Source organism: Burkholderia seminalis DSM 23518, from assembly GCF_902832885.1.
GTDB lineage: Bacteria > Pseudomonadota > Gammaproteobacteria > Burkholderiales > Burkholderiaceae > Burkholderia > Burkholderia seminalis.
In genome coordinates this window covers 144,875-157,750 of the sequence record NZ_CADFDK010000005.1, presented here as the reverse complement: position 1 = coordinate 157,750, position 12,876 = coordinate 144,875, and the positions used below count along the sequence as shown (strand labels likewise).

12 protein-coding genes are annotated in these 12,876 nt (G+C 63.0%); 11 read left to right on the top strand and 1 reads right to left on the bottom strand.

The window, feature by feature from the left end; translation table 11 throughout:
* Positions 1-45 precede the first annotated feature (45 nt).
* Positions 46-1,332: a dihydroorotase gene (locus HWX00_RS17770; protein ID WP_034187264.1), complete on the top strand. Its 1,287-nt coding sequence runs from the start codon at positions 46-48 to the stop codon at positions 1,330-1,332.
* A gap of 19 nt (positions 1,333-1,351) precedes the next feature.
* On the top strand, positions 1,352-2,209 hold the full coding sequence (locus HWX00_RS17765) for a lysophospholipid acyltransferase family protein (protein WP_175027347.1): 858 nt from the start codon (positions 1,352-1,354) through the stop codon (positions 2,207-2,209).
* A 32-nt stretch (positions 2,210-2,241) separates the two neighbouring features.
* Here the strand turns inward: HWX00_RS17765 and HWX00_RS17760 are convergent, their stop codons facing one another.
* Positions 2,242-3,081, bottom strand: a complete 840-nt coding sequence (locus HWX00_RS17760; RefSeq protein WP_175027348.1) for a symmetrical bis(5'-nucleosyl)-tetraphosphatase — start codon at positions 3,079-3,081, stop codon at positions 2,242-2,244.
* Between the two features lie 343 nt (positions 3,082-3,424).
* Here HWX00_RS17760 and rfbB point away from each other — a divergent pair, with 343 nt between their 5' ends.
* The 9 genes from rfbB (at position 3,425) to HWX00_RS17715 (ending at position 12,773) form a co-directional block, all read left to right on the top strand.
* Positions 3,425-4,486 (top strand): dTDP-glucose 4,6-dehydratase, encoded by a 1,062-nt coding sequence (gene rfbB, locus HWX00_RS17755; protein WP_034187267.1) that lies wholly within the window; start codon positions 3,425-3,427, stop codon positions 4,484-4,486.
* 11 nt (positions 4,487-4,497) lie between these two features.
* Positions 4,498-5,391 carry a glucose-1-phosphate thymidylyltransferase RfbA gene (gene rfbA / locus HWX00_RS17750; RefSeq protein ID WP_175027349.1) on the top strand — a complete coding sequence of 298 codons (894 nt, stop codon included), beginning with the start codon at positions 4,498-4,500 and terminating at the stop codon, positions 5,389-5,391.
* Complete coding sequence (rfbC, locus tag HWX00_RS17745; protein ID WP_011544743.1) at positions 5,376-5,927, top strand: dTDP-4-dehydrorhamnose 3,5-epimerase; 552 nt, start codon at positions 5,376-5,378, stop codon at positions 5,925-5,927. Before rfbA ends, rfbC begins: the two co-directional genes overlap by 16 nt.
* Positions 5,920-6,819 carry a dTDP-4-dehydrorhamnose reductase gene (gene rfbD / locus HWX00_RS17740; RefSeq protein ID WP_175027350.1) on the top strand — a complete coding sequence of 300 codons (900 nt, stop codon included), beginning with the start codon at positions 5,920-5,922 and terminating at the stop codon, positions 6,817-6,819. Before rfbC ends, rfbD begins: the two co-directional genes overlap by 8 nt.
* 1 nt (position 6,820) lies before the next feature.
* Complete coding sequence (locus tag HWX00_RS17735; RefSeq protein WP_264166316.1) at positions 6,821-7,720, top strand: glycosyltransferase family 2 protein; 900 nt, start codon at positions 6,821-6,823, stop codon at positions 7,718-7,720.
* Between the two features lie 46 nt (positions 7,721-7,766).
* Positions 7,767-8,549, top strand: coding sequence for an ABC transporter permease (locus tag HWX00_RS17730; RefSeq protein WP_034187271.1), 783 nt, complete (start codon positions 7,767-7,769; stop codon positions 8,547-8,549).
* A 10-nt stretch (positions 8,550-8,559) separates the two neighbouring features.
* Positions 8,560-9,312, top strand: coding sequence for an ABC transporter ATP-binding protein (locus HWX00_RS17725; protein WP_034187272.1), 753 nt, complete (start codon positions 8,560-8,562; stop codon positions 9,310-9,312).
* A 42-nt stretch (positions 9,313-9,354) separates the two neighbouring features.
* On the top strand, positions 9,355-11,232 hold the full coding sequence (locus tag HWX00_RS17720) for a glycosyltransferase family 2 protein (protein ID WP_059557223.1): 1,878 nt from the start codon (positions 9,355-9,357) through the stop codon (positions 11,230-11,232).
* Between the two features lie 98 nt (positions 11,233-11,330).
* Positions 11,331-12,773 carry a mannose-1-phosphate guanylyltransferase/mannose-6-phosphate isomerase gene (locus tag HWX00_RS17715; RefSeq protein WP_034187274.1) on the top strand — a complete coding sequence of 481 codons (1,443 nt, stop codon included), beginning with the start codon at positions 11,331-11,333 and terminating at the stop codon, positions 12,771-12,773.
* Positions 12,774-12,876: the final 103 nt, after the last annotated feature.

The following is a 12,876-nucleotide window of genomic DNA, read 5'->3' as shown; positions in this document are numbered from 1 at the left end:
TTCGCGCCTCCTTATTCACGCAATCAACGCATTCACTGACAGCGCATGAAGATTCATATCAAAGGCGGCACGCTGATCGATCCGGTCGCCGGCACCGAGCGGCAGGCCGATGTATTCGTCGCGGCCGGCAAGATCGTCGCGATCGCCGAGGACGGCAAGGCGCCGGCCGATTTCAACGCCGCGAAGACCATCGACGCGTCGGGCCTGATCGTCGCGCCCGGCCTCGTCGACCTGTGCGCGCGGCTGCGCGAGCCCGGCTACGAACACAAGGCGACGCTCGCGTCCGAGATGGCCGCGGCCGTCGCCGGCGGCGTCACGACGCTCGTGTGCCCGCCGGATACCGACCCCGTGCTCGACGAGCCGGGCCTCGTCGAGATGCTCAAGTTCCGCGCGCGCAACCTGCACCAGGCGAACGTGCACCCGCTGGGCGCGCTGACCGTCGGCCTCAAGGGTGAAGTGATCACCGAGATGGTCGCGCTGACCGAGTCCGGCTGCGTCGGCTTCACGCATGCGAACGTGCCGGTGCGCGACACGCAGGTGCTGCTGCGCGCGCTGCAGTACGCGAGCACCTACGGCTACACGACGTGGCTGCGTCCGCTCGACGCGTTCATCGGCCGCGGCGGCGTGGCCGCGAGCGGCGCACTCGCGTCGCGGCTCGGGTTGTCCGGCGTGCCGGTCGCGGCCGAGACGATCGCGCTGCACACGATCTTCGAGCTGATGCGCGTGACGGGCGCGCGCGTGCACCTCGCGCGGCTGTCGTCCGCGGCCGGCCTCGCGCTCGTGCGCGCGGCGAAGGCGGAAGGGCTGCCCGTGACCTGCGACGTCGGCGTGAACCATCTGCACCTGATCGACGTCGACATCGGCTATTTCGACTCGCAGTTCCGGCTCGATCCGCCGCTGCGCGGCGAGCGCGACCGCGAGGCGATCCGTGTGGCGCTCGCCGACGGCACGATCGATGCGATCTGCTCCGACCACACGCCGGTCGACGACGACGAGAAGCTGCTGCCGTTCGGCGAAGCGACGCCTGGCGCGACGGGCCTCGAGCTGCTGCTGTCGCTGACGCTGAAGTGGGCGGACGAGACGCGTACGCCGCTTGCGCAGGCGCTGCGCCGCATCACGTCGGCGCCGGCCGACGTGCTGCAGCTGCCGGCAGGTCGCCTCGCCGAAGGCGGCGCGGCCGATCTGTGCGTGTTCGATCCGCGCGCGCACTGGCGCGTCGAACCGCGCGCGCTGAAGAGCCAGGGCCACAACTCGCCGTTCCTCGGCTACGAACTGCCGGCCACCGTGCGCGCGACGCTCGTGTCCGGGCAGGTCGCATTCGAGCGTCACTGAACCACGCCGGATCCTCGCCATGACCGCCCTTCGCAAGCTGCGTCTCGTTTTTCACCTGTTGCGCGGCATGGCGATCGTCGCGCCGCGTTTTTCGCATGTCACGCCCGCGCGTCGCGCCGAGCTGATACGTCGCTGGTCGGTCAAGATGCTGCGGATCTGCGGGATGCGCGTCGTCGTCCACAACGACGCGGCGCGCCTCGACGCGGGTGCGCTCGTCGTCGGCAACCATGTGTCGTGGCTCGACATCTACACCGTCAACGCGTGGCGGCCGACGCCGTTCGTGTCGAAGGCCGAGGTGCGGCAGTGGCCGGTGGTCGGTTGGCTGGCCGAGAAGCTCGACACCGTGTTTCTGCAGCGCGAGAAGCGCACCGAGGCAATGCGGGTGATGCACGAGATGGCGGAGCGGTTGCGCAACGGTGGTGTGATGTGCGTGTTTCCGGAAGGGACGACGTCCGACGGCCAGGCGCTGCTGCCGTTCCATGCGAACCTGTTCCAGGCCGCGGTATCGGCCGGCTGCGCGGTGCAGCCGATCTGTCTGATGTACGAGGATGCGCAAGGGCGTCAGTCGGTCGCGCCGGCCTACACGGGCGACCTGTCGCTCGGCAAGTCACTCGACATGGTGCTGCGTGGCGGGCCGCTCGTCGCGCATCTGTACGTGTGCGATCCGATTGCGCCGGGCGGCGACCGGCGGGCGACGTCCGCGGCGGCGCGCGATGCGATCGCGGCCGCGCTGGCGACGTTGCAGGAGACGGTCGGCAAGCCGTCGGCCGAGGCGCTCGCGGAGTTGCAGAAGCATGCGTATCCGGCGACCGAGCTCGGTGGCGGGGCGGCAGCCGATGCGGCGGCCGATGAGCCGGTGCCGGGGCGCGAGGGTTGACGCGCACCCCGTTTGCGCGAATCGGCGTGTCGTTACTCGCCGCCCGGTGAGCGGCACGCTTCGCACTGCACCTGCGTGACCGTACGCTGCGCGGGGTCTGCCGTCAGCCTGACGGCCGACAACTGGTTCCCCCATACGCATCCCGAATCGAGCGCGACGACGTTGTCGCGCAGCGTCAGGCCAAGCGCGGCCCAGTGCCCGAACACGACCGTCACGTCCTCCGTGCGGCGCCCTGGTACGTCGAACCACGGCAGGTAGCCGGGCGGCGCGCTGTCCGGGCCGCCGTTCGCCTTGAATTCCATGGCGCCGTCGGGCGTGCAGAAGCGTACGCGCGTGAACGCGTTGAAGGCGACGCGCATCCGGTCCCGCTTCTTCAGGTTCGGACTCCATTGATTCGGCTCATTGCCGTACAGGCCTTGCAGCGTGTCGCGCCAGTCGGGCGCGCGCAGCGCACGCTGCAGTTCGTCCGCGAGTTCGAGCGCGAGCGTGGTGTCCCATTGCGGCAGTACGCCCGCATGCACGAGCAGCATTCCGTCCTCCGCATGGACGAACGGGCGGTGGCGCACCCAGTCGAGCAGCGCGTCGGCATCCGGCGCGTCGAGGATCTCGCCGATCGTGTCGCCCGGGCGCTCGGTGCGCAGCCCGGCGGAGACCGCGAGCAGGTGAAGGTCGTGATTGCCGAGCACGACGGTCGCGCATGGGCCGAGGTCCACGACCGCACGTAGCGCGGCAAGCGAGCCGGGTCCGCGGTTGACGACGTCGCCGGCGATCCACAGCGGCGTGTCGGCTGGCGGCGAAAGCTTGTCGAGCAGCGACCGGAAAGCGGAATGACAGCCTTGGATGTCGCCGATGGCGATGGGGGGGAGGGGCATGGGGCGGCGGATTTTGCGAGTATCGATAACGCGGGAAAAATCATCCAATCAATGCAGCGTGGCGCAATTTACATTCTGCGACGGCGGGTTGATTTGGCAAGAAATTTCATGCTCGGAAAGGGTTCGAAGCGCTGTATCAAGTTGTTAGCGGCATGGCTTTTGCAGGGGGCGGCTCCCTATAATTATCATTTTCCCCAACAAAATTAGCATTTCATGACTTTGGAGGCCATGTCGACCGGTTAAAATTCCCGGTCTGACGTAGCAATCACAAGTTACTAGCATTTGCGAATCTGATGTGGCCGGCGCCTGATGACGCCTGCCACACATTATTTGAGGGAGCCTCATGATCCTGGTTACGGGCGGCGCGGGTTTTATCGGTGCCAATTTTGTACTCGACTGGCTGCGCGCATCCGACGAAGCCGTGCTCAACGTTGACAAGCTGACGTACGCAGGGAACCTGCGCACGCTGCAGTCGCTGGACGGGAACCCGAAGCACGTGTTTGCGCGCGTCGACATCTGCGACCGTGACGCACTCGATGCGCTCCTCGCCGAGCACAAGCCCCGCGCGGTACTGCACTTCGCCGCGGAAAGCCACGTCGATCGCTCGATCCACGGCCCCGCGGACTTCGTGCAGACCAACGTCGTCGGCACGTTCACGCTGCTCGAGGCGACCCGCCAGTACTGGAACGGACTGAACGACGCCGACAAGGCTGCGTTCCGCTTCCTGCACGTGTCGACCGACGAGGTGTTCGGTTCGCTGTCGGCCACCGACCCGCAATTCTCCGAAACGACGCCGTACGCGCCGAACAGCCCGTATTCGGCGACGAAGGCGGGTTCCGACCATCTGGTGCGTGCATACCATCATACGTACGGCCTGCCGGTGCTGACGACGAACTGTTCGAACAACTACGGCCCGTATCAGTTCCCCGAGAAGCTGATTCCGCTGATGATCGCGAACGCGCTCGCGGGCAAGCCGCTGCCAGTGTATGGCGACGGCCAGAACGTGCGCGACTGGCTGTACGTCGGCGATCACTGCAGCGCGATTCGCGAAGTGCTCGCGCGCGGTGTGCCCGGCGAGACGTACAACGTCGGCGGCTGGAACGAGAAGAAGAACCTCGAAGTCGTGCATACGCTGTGCGACCTGCTCGACAAGGCGCGCCCGAAGGCAGCGGGTTCGTACCGCGACCAGATCACCTATGTGACGGACCGGCCCGGCCACGATCGCCGCTACGCGATCGATGCGCGCAAGCTCGAACGCGAGCTCGGCTGGAAGCCCGCGGAAACGTTCGAGACTGGCCTGGCGAAGACGGTCGACTGGTATCTCGACAATCAGGTCTGGGTCGACGAGGTCGCATCGGGCGAGTACCGCAAGTGGGTCGAGACGAACTACGCGAAACGCACTTGAGGAGAGAAGCGATGGCACGTAAAGGCATCATTCTCGCCGGTGGTTCCGGCACGCGGCTGTATCCGATCACGCACGTCGTCTCCAAGCAGCTGCTGCCGGTGTACGACAAGCCGATGATCTACTACCCGCTGTCGACGTTGATGGTCGCGGGCATTCGCGATGTATTGATCATCTCCACGCCGCAGGACACGCCGCGCTTCGAAGCGATGCTCGGCGACGGCAGCCAGTGGGGGATGAACATCCAGTACGCGGTGCAGCCGTCGCCCGACGGTCTCGCGCAGGCGTTCATCATCGGCAAGGCGTTCGTCGGCAACGATCCGTCGGCGCTGATTCTCGGCGACAACATCTTCTACGGGCACGATCTGGCGAAGCAGCTGGAGCGCGCGCATGCACAGGAAACTGGCGCGACCGTGTTTGCGTATCACGTGCATGACCCGGAGCGTTACGGCGTCGTCGAATTCGACAAGTCGTTCCGTGCGCTGTCGATCGAGGAAAAGCCGGCGAAGCCGCGTTCGAACTACGCAGTGACGGGCCTGTATTTCTACGACAACCGCGTATGCGACATCGCGGCCGACATCAAGCCATCGCCGCGCGGCGAGCTGGAAATTACCGATGTCAACTCGCGCTATCTCGACAGCGGTGCGCTGAACGTCGAGATCATGGGGCGCGGTTATGCGTGGCTCGATACCGGCACGCACGATTCGCTGATCGAGGCGGCCAGCTTCATCGCGACGTTGCAGAAGCGGCAGGGTCTCGTCGTCGCATGTCCGGAAGAAATCGCCTATCGCCGCAACTGGATCGATGCGGAGCAAGTGCTGAAGCTGGCGCAGCCGCTCGCGAAGAACGCATACGGTCAATACCTCAAGAACATTCTTACGGATCAAGTCGCATGGCCATCCAAGTAACGGCGACGGCACTGCCGGAAGTCAAGATCATCGAGCCGAAGGTGTTCGGCGACGCGCGCGGGTTCTTCTACGAAAGCTTCAACGGGAAGGAATTCGCCGAGCAGGTCGCACCCGGCGTCGAATTCGTGCAGGACAACCACTCACGCTCGTCGAAGGGCGTGCTGCGCGGGCTGCACTATCAGATCCAGCACGCGCAGGGCAAGCTCGTTCGCGTGGTCGAGGGCGAAGTGTTCGACGTGGCCGTCGACATTCGCAAGGATTCGCCGAACTTCGGCAAGTGGGTAGGGGTTGTCCTGTCGAACGACAACCATCGGCAGCTGTGGGTGCCGCCCGGTTTCGCACACGGCTTCGTCGTGCTGTCGGAGGCCGCGCAGTTCCTCTACAAGACGACCGACTACTGGTTTCCGGAACACGAGCGCAGCATCGTGTGGAACGACCCGGAGATCGGAATCGAGTGGCCGATCGATTTCGAGCCGCTGCTGGCGGCGAAGGACGCAGCCGGCAAGCGTTTGAGCGAAGCCGAAGTTTATGCGTGAGGTGGGTGTGACTCCAGAGCCGACGATCCTCGTGACGGGTGTGAATGGCCAGGTCGGGTTCGAACTGCTGCGCTCGCTGCAAGGTCTCGGCCGTGTGGTGGGGTGCGACCGCTCGATGCTCGACCTGTCCGATCTCGATCGGGTGCGCAGTGTCGTACGCGGGCTGAAGCCGTCGATCATCGTGAATCCGGCCGCGTATACGGCGGTCGACAAGGCCGAGACGGACGTTGACGCCGCGCGCCGGCTGAATGCCGAAGTTCCGCGCGCTTTTGCGGAGGAGGCGGCGCGTCTCGGCGCAGCGCTGATTCATTATTCGACCGACTACGTGTTCGACGGGACCAAAGACGGTGCCTACGTCGAAACGGATGCGACCAATCCGCAGAACGTGTACGGGCTGACCAAGCTTGAGGGCGAGCAGGCCATCGCGGCGACGGGTTGCGCGCACTTGATTCTGCGGACGAGCTGGGTGTACGGCCGTCGCGGCAAGAACTTCCTGCTGACGATGCTGAAGCTCGGCAGCGAACGTCCGGAACTGCGCGTCGTCGCGGATCAGGTTGGCGCGCCGACGTGGTCGAAGACGATCGCCACCGCGACCTCGCACATCGTCACGCAGGCGTTGGCGGCCGATGACGCGGGCTGGTGGGCGCAGCGTTCCGGCGTTTATCACTTCACGTCGGCAGGCGCGACGTCGTGGCACGGGTTTGCCGAGGCAATCTTCGCCCACGCGATGGGCGAGCGTGCGCCGAAGGTGTTGCCGATTCCGGCGAGCGACTACCCGGTTCCCGCCAAGCGTCCGTCCAATTCGCGACTGTCGCACGACAAGCTGACCGAAGCATTCGGGCTGCGGTTGCCGGACTGGGCCGATGCATTGAAGCTGTGCCTGAGTGAGTAACTTGAATCAGAATTCCGCGGTTCAGGAGCGGGCCGGTGTCGTCATCGTGTTCTATCGACCAGATAGCGGTTGCGTGGCTCGCGCGAATCGGCTCGCCCAAGTATGGCCCTGCGTGGTGGTGGACAACACGGAGAGCATCAGTGCGCCGGGCGCGCTCGGGCTCGACGCGCGTATCGACTATGTCGCGAACGGCGCCAATCTTGGGATCGCGACTGCGCTCAACCAGGGTATCGAACGCCTGGCTGCGGCGAACTGTACGTCGGTATTGCTGTTCGATCAGGATAGTGAGCCATCGGACGAACTGCTGATCGAACTGCCTCGGACAATGGCGACCGAGCGCATGCGCAATCGTCGCGTGGCACTCGTTGGCCCCGCGTACGAGGACGCACGGCTGGGCGGTGTCGCGCCGTTCGTTCGATTCGGGTACGTGAAGCTGCGCCGGGTTCAGCCGAAGGGTGTGCAGCCGGTCGAAGTCGACTTTCTGATCACGTCGGGGTCGTGCGTGAATCTCGATGTGTGGCGCGACATCGGTCCGATGGACGACTCGTTGTTCATCGACTTCGTCGATCTGGAATGGTGTGTCCGCGCTCGCTCGATGGGATATTCGGTGCTCGGCGCGCCAGCGTTGCGGCTGACGCACGAATTGGGCGGCGAACCGGTCAAGGTGTTCGGGCGAAGCTATCCCGGACACGGCCCGGTTCGGCATTACTATCTGTTCCGCAACGCGATCGCGCTGATCCGGCGCGCTTATGTTCCGTGGAGCTGGAAGTCGACGGAACTCGTCAAGATGCCGGTCCGGCTCGCGATCTATGCGCTGTTCATGCAGCCTCGCTTCGCGCACCTGCGGCTGTCGTTGCTCGGGATCTGGCACGGACTGACCGGTCGTACCGGGGCGCTTTGATGCGCCGGCACCCCATTTTTCAATCTCATTCAACTAGAAAGCTTGCATGCTGACTCTTTCACTTGCTGACCTCAAACAGAGCATTGCCTCGTGGCGGTTGTGGACGCTGCTTGGCTGGCTCGAAATCCGGCAGCGCTATGCCCGCTCGAGAGTCGGACCGTTCTGGCTCACGATCAGCATGGGCGTGATGATTACGTCGCTTGGCGTGGTCTACGGTACGTTGTTCGGACAAAAGATGAACGAGTACCTGCCGTTTCTCGCATCGAGTATCGTGCTGTGGGGGCTTTTCTCGCAGACGATCCAGGAAGGGAGCATCGCGTATATCAGCAGCGGCGCCTACATTCGCCAGGTGCCCACGCCGAAGCTGATCTACATTCTGCAAGTCGTATGGCGGAATCTGATCGTGCTGGCGCACAACTTCGTGATCGTCATCGGTCTTCTGATGATCTTTGGCGTCAAGAGCTGGGAGACGCTGCCGATGTTCATTCCTGGGCTGCTTCTGTATGTGCTGAATGCGATGTGGATCGCCATGCTGACAAGTCTGTTGTCGGCACGTTTTCGCGACCTTCCGCAAATCATTGGTGCGCTGCTTCAGGTCGCATTCTATGTGACGCCCATCATCTTTCGTCCCGACGCGCTGAATCGCTTTTCGTTCATCGTCGAATGGAATCCGCTTGCGTACCTGATCGATGTCGTTCGCGGTCCGCTGATCGGACAAATGCCGAGCGCGCTGACGTGGGGAGTGACCATCGGCATGGCGATCGTTGGATGGCCGATCGCACTGCTCATGACCGGTCGTTATCTGAAACGTCTTCCGTACTGGGTCTGAAGGGAGCGACATGGCACACATTGAACTGAAGAACGTGACGCTGGATCTGCCGATCTATGACGTCCAGGGCCGCTCGCTGAAGAAGCAGGTGCTTCGCATGGGGCGACGTAACCGGATTGCGGAGGGTAATGACGGCGTCATCGTCGTCCGTGCACTCGACGATCTGAGTTTCCGCTTCGATCGCGGCGATCGCGTGGGGCTCATCGGCCACAACGGCGCGGGAAAGTCGACGCTGCTGCGCGCGATGGCCGGCATTTATCCTCCGACGGCCGGCTCGCTGTCGCGAGTAGGCAAGGCCGTGCCGCTGCTCGACATCAGTCTCGGTATGGACGAGAACTCGACCGGCATGCAGAACATCCGGTTGCGCGGCCTGCTGCTCGGCATGACCGACGCGGAGATTCGCAGAAAGCAGAGCGATATTGCCGAATTCAGCGAATTGGGCGACTACCTCGATCTACCTATCCGTACCTATTCGAGCGGCATGAAGATGCGGCTCGCCTTTGCCGTTTCGACGGCGGTCGATGCCGAGATCCTGCTGCTCGACGAAGTCATGGGCGTGGGCGATGCGTCGTTCATGCACAAGGCCGAGGCCCGTCTCGAGGAACTGCACGACCGTGCCGAGATCGTTGTGCTCGCGATGCACTCGAACAAGGAAATCCGCAAGGTGTGCAACAAGGCGCTCTGGATGGAGCGCGGGCGAGTGCGTGCTTTCGGAGAGGTCGACGACGTCGTATCGCAATATGCTGCGTCGGTGGGGGAGTGATGGTTGTGAAGTCGAACGCCAGTATGGCTGGGTGCTGAACCGATGAAGTTGCGCAAAGCACGTTCGTTCGTGAACCGGGTGGCAGGTGACGGTGGATTGCGACTGGTCGTGCGCAAGGCTTACGGCATCTTCCGCCGGGAAGGGGTCGCCGGCGTCAAGAGCCGGATTGCATGGTTGCGCGCGGGCGCTCCGGGTGTCATCGACCCGGTTCTCTACGCAGAATGGGTGCGCCGTTACGATCAGGTTGACGATGCAACCCGGGTGGCCATTCGCGAGCGAATCGCTGGCTTCTCGAATCCGCCGCTGATTTCGGTAGTGATGCCCGTCTACAATCCCGATCCCGCGTGGCTTGCGGAGGCAATTGAGTCCATCCGCGGACAACTTTATCCGCATTGGGAACTCTGCATTGCCGACGACGTGTCGACGAATCCGGCCATCCGCCCGCTGCTCGAACGTTATGCTTCCCAGGACCCGCGGATCAAGGTCGCGTTCCGGCAGAAGAACGGCCATATTTCGGCCGCATCGAATTCTGCGCTCGAACTCGTGGCGGGCACGTGGGTCGCGCTGTTCGATCACGATGACCTGTTGCCGGAGCACGCGCTCTATTGCGTCGCGGATGCGATAGAGCGCGATCCGTCGATTCGGATGATCTATTCTGATGAAGACAAGATCGATGGCTCGGGCAAGCGTCGTGAACCGTACTTCAAGTGTGACTGGAATCCCGATCTGTTCCTTTCGCAGAATATGTTCAGTCATCTGGGGGTATTTCAAAAGGCCCTGCTCGACGAGGTCGGCGGTTTCCGCGAAGGGTATGAAGGGTCCCAGGACTATGATCTGGCCCTGCGTTGTGTCGACCGGGCAGGCGCTGCGGCAATTCATCATATTCCGAGGGTGCTGTATCACTGGCGCGTCCACGCGGAAAGCACCTCGTCAGGAACGGACGCAAAGCCCTACGCGGTGGTGGCCGGCGAGCGGGCACTCAACGACCACTTCGAGCGAACGGGCGTTCGCGGTGTGGCGGAGTACGCAGGAAACGGCTACCGTGCGCGTTATGCGATGCCGGATCCGGTGCCGCTCGTCAGCCTGATCATTCCGACGCGCAACGGGCTGAACCTGATTCGGCAGTGCGTCGCGAGCATCGTTGGCAAGACGACGTACGGAAGCTACGAAATCGTCATCGTTGACAACGGTTCGGACGATCCCGAGACGCTGAACTACCTCGCGTCGCTTGAGAATGACACGCGTTTCCGGGTGTTGCGCGACGATCGGCCGTTCAATTTCGCGGCATTGTGCAATGCGGCCGTCGAGGTTGCGAGCGGTGAGGTCATCGGACTGGTCAACAACGATATCGAGGTGATTTCTCCCGATTGGTTGACGGAAATGGTCAGCATTGCATTGCAACCCGGCGTCGGCGCGGTGGGCGCGAAACTGCTCTATCCGAACGACACTGTCCAGCATGCCGGCGTGGTGCTCGGGCTTGGCGGCGTGGCGGGACATGTGCACAAGCACGTTCCTCGCGGATCGTTCGGGTACTTCGGTCGCGCCAGCCTGATCGGCGCCTTCTCCGCAGTGACCGCTGCATGCATGATCGTGCGCAAGGCGGCCTATCGTGAAGTGGCGGGAATGAACGAACAGGATCTGGGCGTTGCGTTCAACGATATCGATTTTTGTCTCCGCTTGAAAAAGGCCGGCTATCGCAACGTTTGGACTCCGTATGCGGAGCTGTATCACCATGAGTCGGCGACGCGTGGTTACGAGGACGATCCCGTCAAACAGGCCCGATTCGACCGCGAGACCGAGTACATGCAAAAGCACTGGGGAGAACTGCTGCGGAATGATTCCTCATACAGTCCAAATCTGACGCTGAACGAAGAGGATATCGGTCTGGCCTGGCCGTCACGGGCGGGCGCGCTCGTCTGAGCGCATGCCCGGTGATACAGGTCGGATGTCGCTGGAATCAATGAGTCGTACTGATCTGGCGGGGCGAAAAAATTGAAGGTATATCGAACGGAGTTGACGTGAACATCTTCCCTGTAGTCCTGTGCGGCGGTAGCGGCACCCGTCTCTGGCCATTGTCCCGGGGTGGTTATCCGAAGCAGTACCTCAAGTTGGCCGGAGAACACACGCTGGTTCAGCAGACCGTGCTGCGTCTGCAGGGCGTGCCCGGTGTCGAAGCGCCGATCATGATCACGAATGCGGAACAACGCTTCATCGTGGCCGATCAGTTGCGCAGCATCGACGTGACTGCGTCGGCGGTCGTCCTGGAGCCGGTCGGGCGCAATACTGCGCCCGCGGTTGCGGCGGCGGCGTTGCTCGCGATGGAGCAGTCGCCGGATGCATTGCTGCTCGTGCTGCCGTCCGACCATGTGATCCTGAGCGAGGCGGTGTTCGCAAATCTGGCCGAGAAGGCGCGCGTTATCGCCAACGGCGGGCATCTCGTCACGTTCGGTATCGAGCCGACCAAGCCGCACACCGGATACGGCTACATCCGCAGCGGCAACGCATTGACGTCGCATGACGACGCGTTTCGTGTCGATGCGTTCGTCGAGAAGCCGGATGCGGATACGGCGGCGCGCTTCGTGTCGGAAGGCGGTTACTACTGGAACAGCGGTATGTTCATGCTGAAGGCGTCGGTGTATCTGGACGAACTCAAGCGATTCGAACCGGCCGTGCTCGAACAGGTTGCGCTATCGGTCAAGCAGGCAAAGCGCGATGAGGATTTCGTCCGACTTGACGCCGATGCATTCGAGGCATGCCCGAACATCTCGATCGACTACGCGGTGATGGAGAAAACCGACCACGCGGTGATGGTCGCGGCAGCCGGCCTGAACTGGAGCGATATCGGCTCGTGGGCCGCGCTTGCAGATATTTCGGATACCGACGATACGGGCAATACGCTGTCGGGTGATGTGCTGACCGACGACGTTTCCGATAGTTATATCCGGGCCGATCATCGAATGGTCACGGCCATCGGCGTCAAGGATTTGATCATCGTCGAAACGGCGGACGCGGTCCTCGTCACGCATCGCGATCAGTCCGAGCGCGTGAAGAAGATCGTTGAGCGCCTCAGTGCATCGGGGCGGCACGAGTCGGTGACGCACCGGAAGGTCATTCGGCCATGGGGTTCATACGAGAGTATCGACCAGGGCGAACGCTTTCAGGTCAAGCGCATCATCGTCAATCCGGGCTCGTCACTCAGCTTGCAGATGCATCACCATCGGGCTGAACACTGGGTCGTCGTTCGCGGTACCGCGCGGGTCTTCAACGGCGACCAGGTCATTTTGCTGAGCGAGAATCAGTCGACCTACATTCCGCTGGGCGTGACGCATCGGCTGCAGAACCCGGGGAAGATTCCGCTTGAACTGATCGAGGTTCAATCGGGCTCGTATCTTGGCGAAGACGATATCGTCCGTCTCGACGACAACTACGGCCGGGATGTCGTTGCTGCGACCGGCAAGTAACCACGATTGGAACGTCCGGCCTGGACTCAGCGTCGCATCGGTCGCCCGCATGGCGTGATCGCGATTGACGATTCGGGTCGGAGCTTCAACACACTGAACAAAC

Excerpts from the sequence above, each read along its gene's own strand:
- HWX00_RS17770 (WP_034187264.1), top strand. The coding sequence starts at position 46 with ATGAAGATTCATATCAAAGGCGGCACGCTGATCGATCCGGTCGCCGGC.
- HWX00_RS17765 (WP_175027347.1), top strand. The coding sequence starts at position 1,352 with ATGACCGCCCTTCGCAAGCTGCGTCTCGTTTTTCACCTGTTGCGCGGC.
- HWX00_RS17760 (WP_175027348.1), bottom strand. The coding sequence starts at position 3,081 with ATGCCCCTCCCCCCCATCGCCATCGGCGACATCCAAGGCTGTCATTCC.
- rfbB (WP_034187267.1), top strand. The coding sequence starts at position 3,425 with ATGATCCTGGTTACGGGCGGCGCGGGTTTTATCGGTGCCAATTTTGTA.
- rfbA (WP_175027349.1), top strand. The coding sequence starts at position 4,498 with ATGGCACGTAAAGGCATCATTCTCGCCGGTGGTTCCGGCACGCGGCTG.
- rfbC (WP_011544743.1), top strand. The coding sequence starts at position 5,376 with ATGGCCATCCAAGTAACGGCGACGGCACTGCCGGAAGTCAAGATCATC.
- rfbD (WP_175027350.1), top strand. The coding sequence starts at position 5,920 with ATGCGTGAGGTGGGTGTGACTCCAGAGCCGACGATCCTCGTGACGGGT.
- HWX00_RS17730 (WP_034187271.1), top strand. The coding sequence starts at position 7,767 with ATGCTGACTCTTTCACTTGCTGACCTCAAACAGAGCATTGCCTCGTGG.
- HWX00_RS17725 (WP_034187272.1), top strand. The coding sequence starts at position 8,560 with ATGGCACACATTGAACTGAAGAACGTGACGCTGGATCTGCCGATCTAT.
- HWX00_RS17720 (WP_059557223.1), top strand. The coding sequence starts at position 9,355 with ATGAAGTTGCGCAAAGCACGTTCGTTCGTGAACCGGGTGGCAGGTGAC.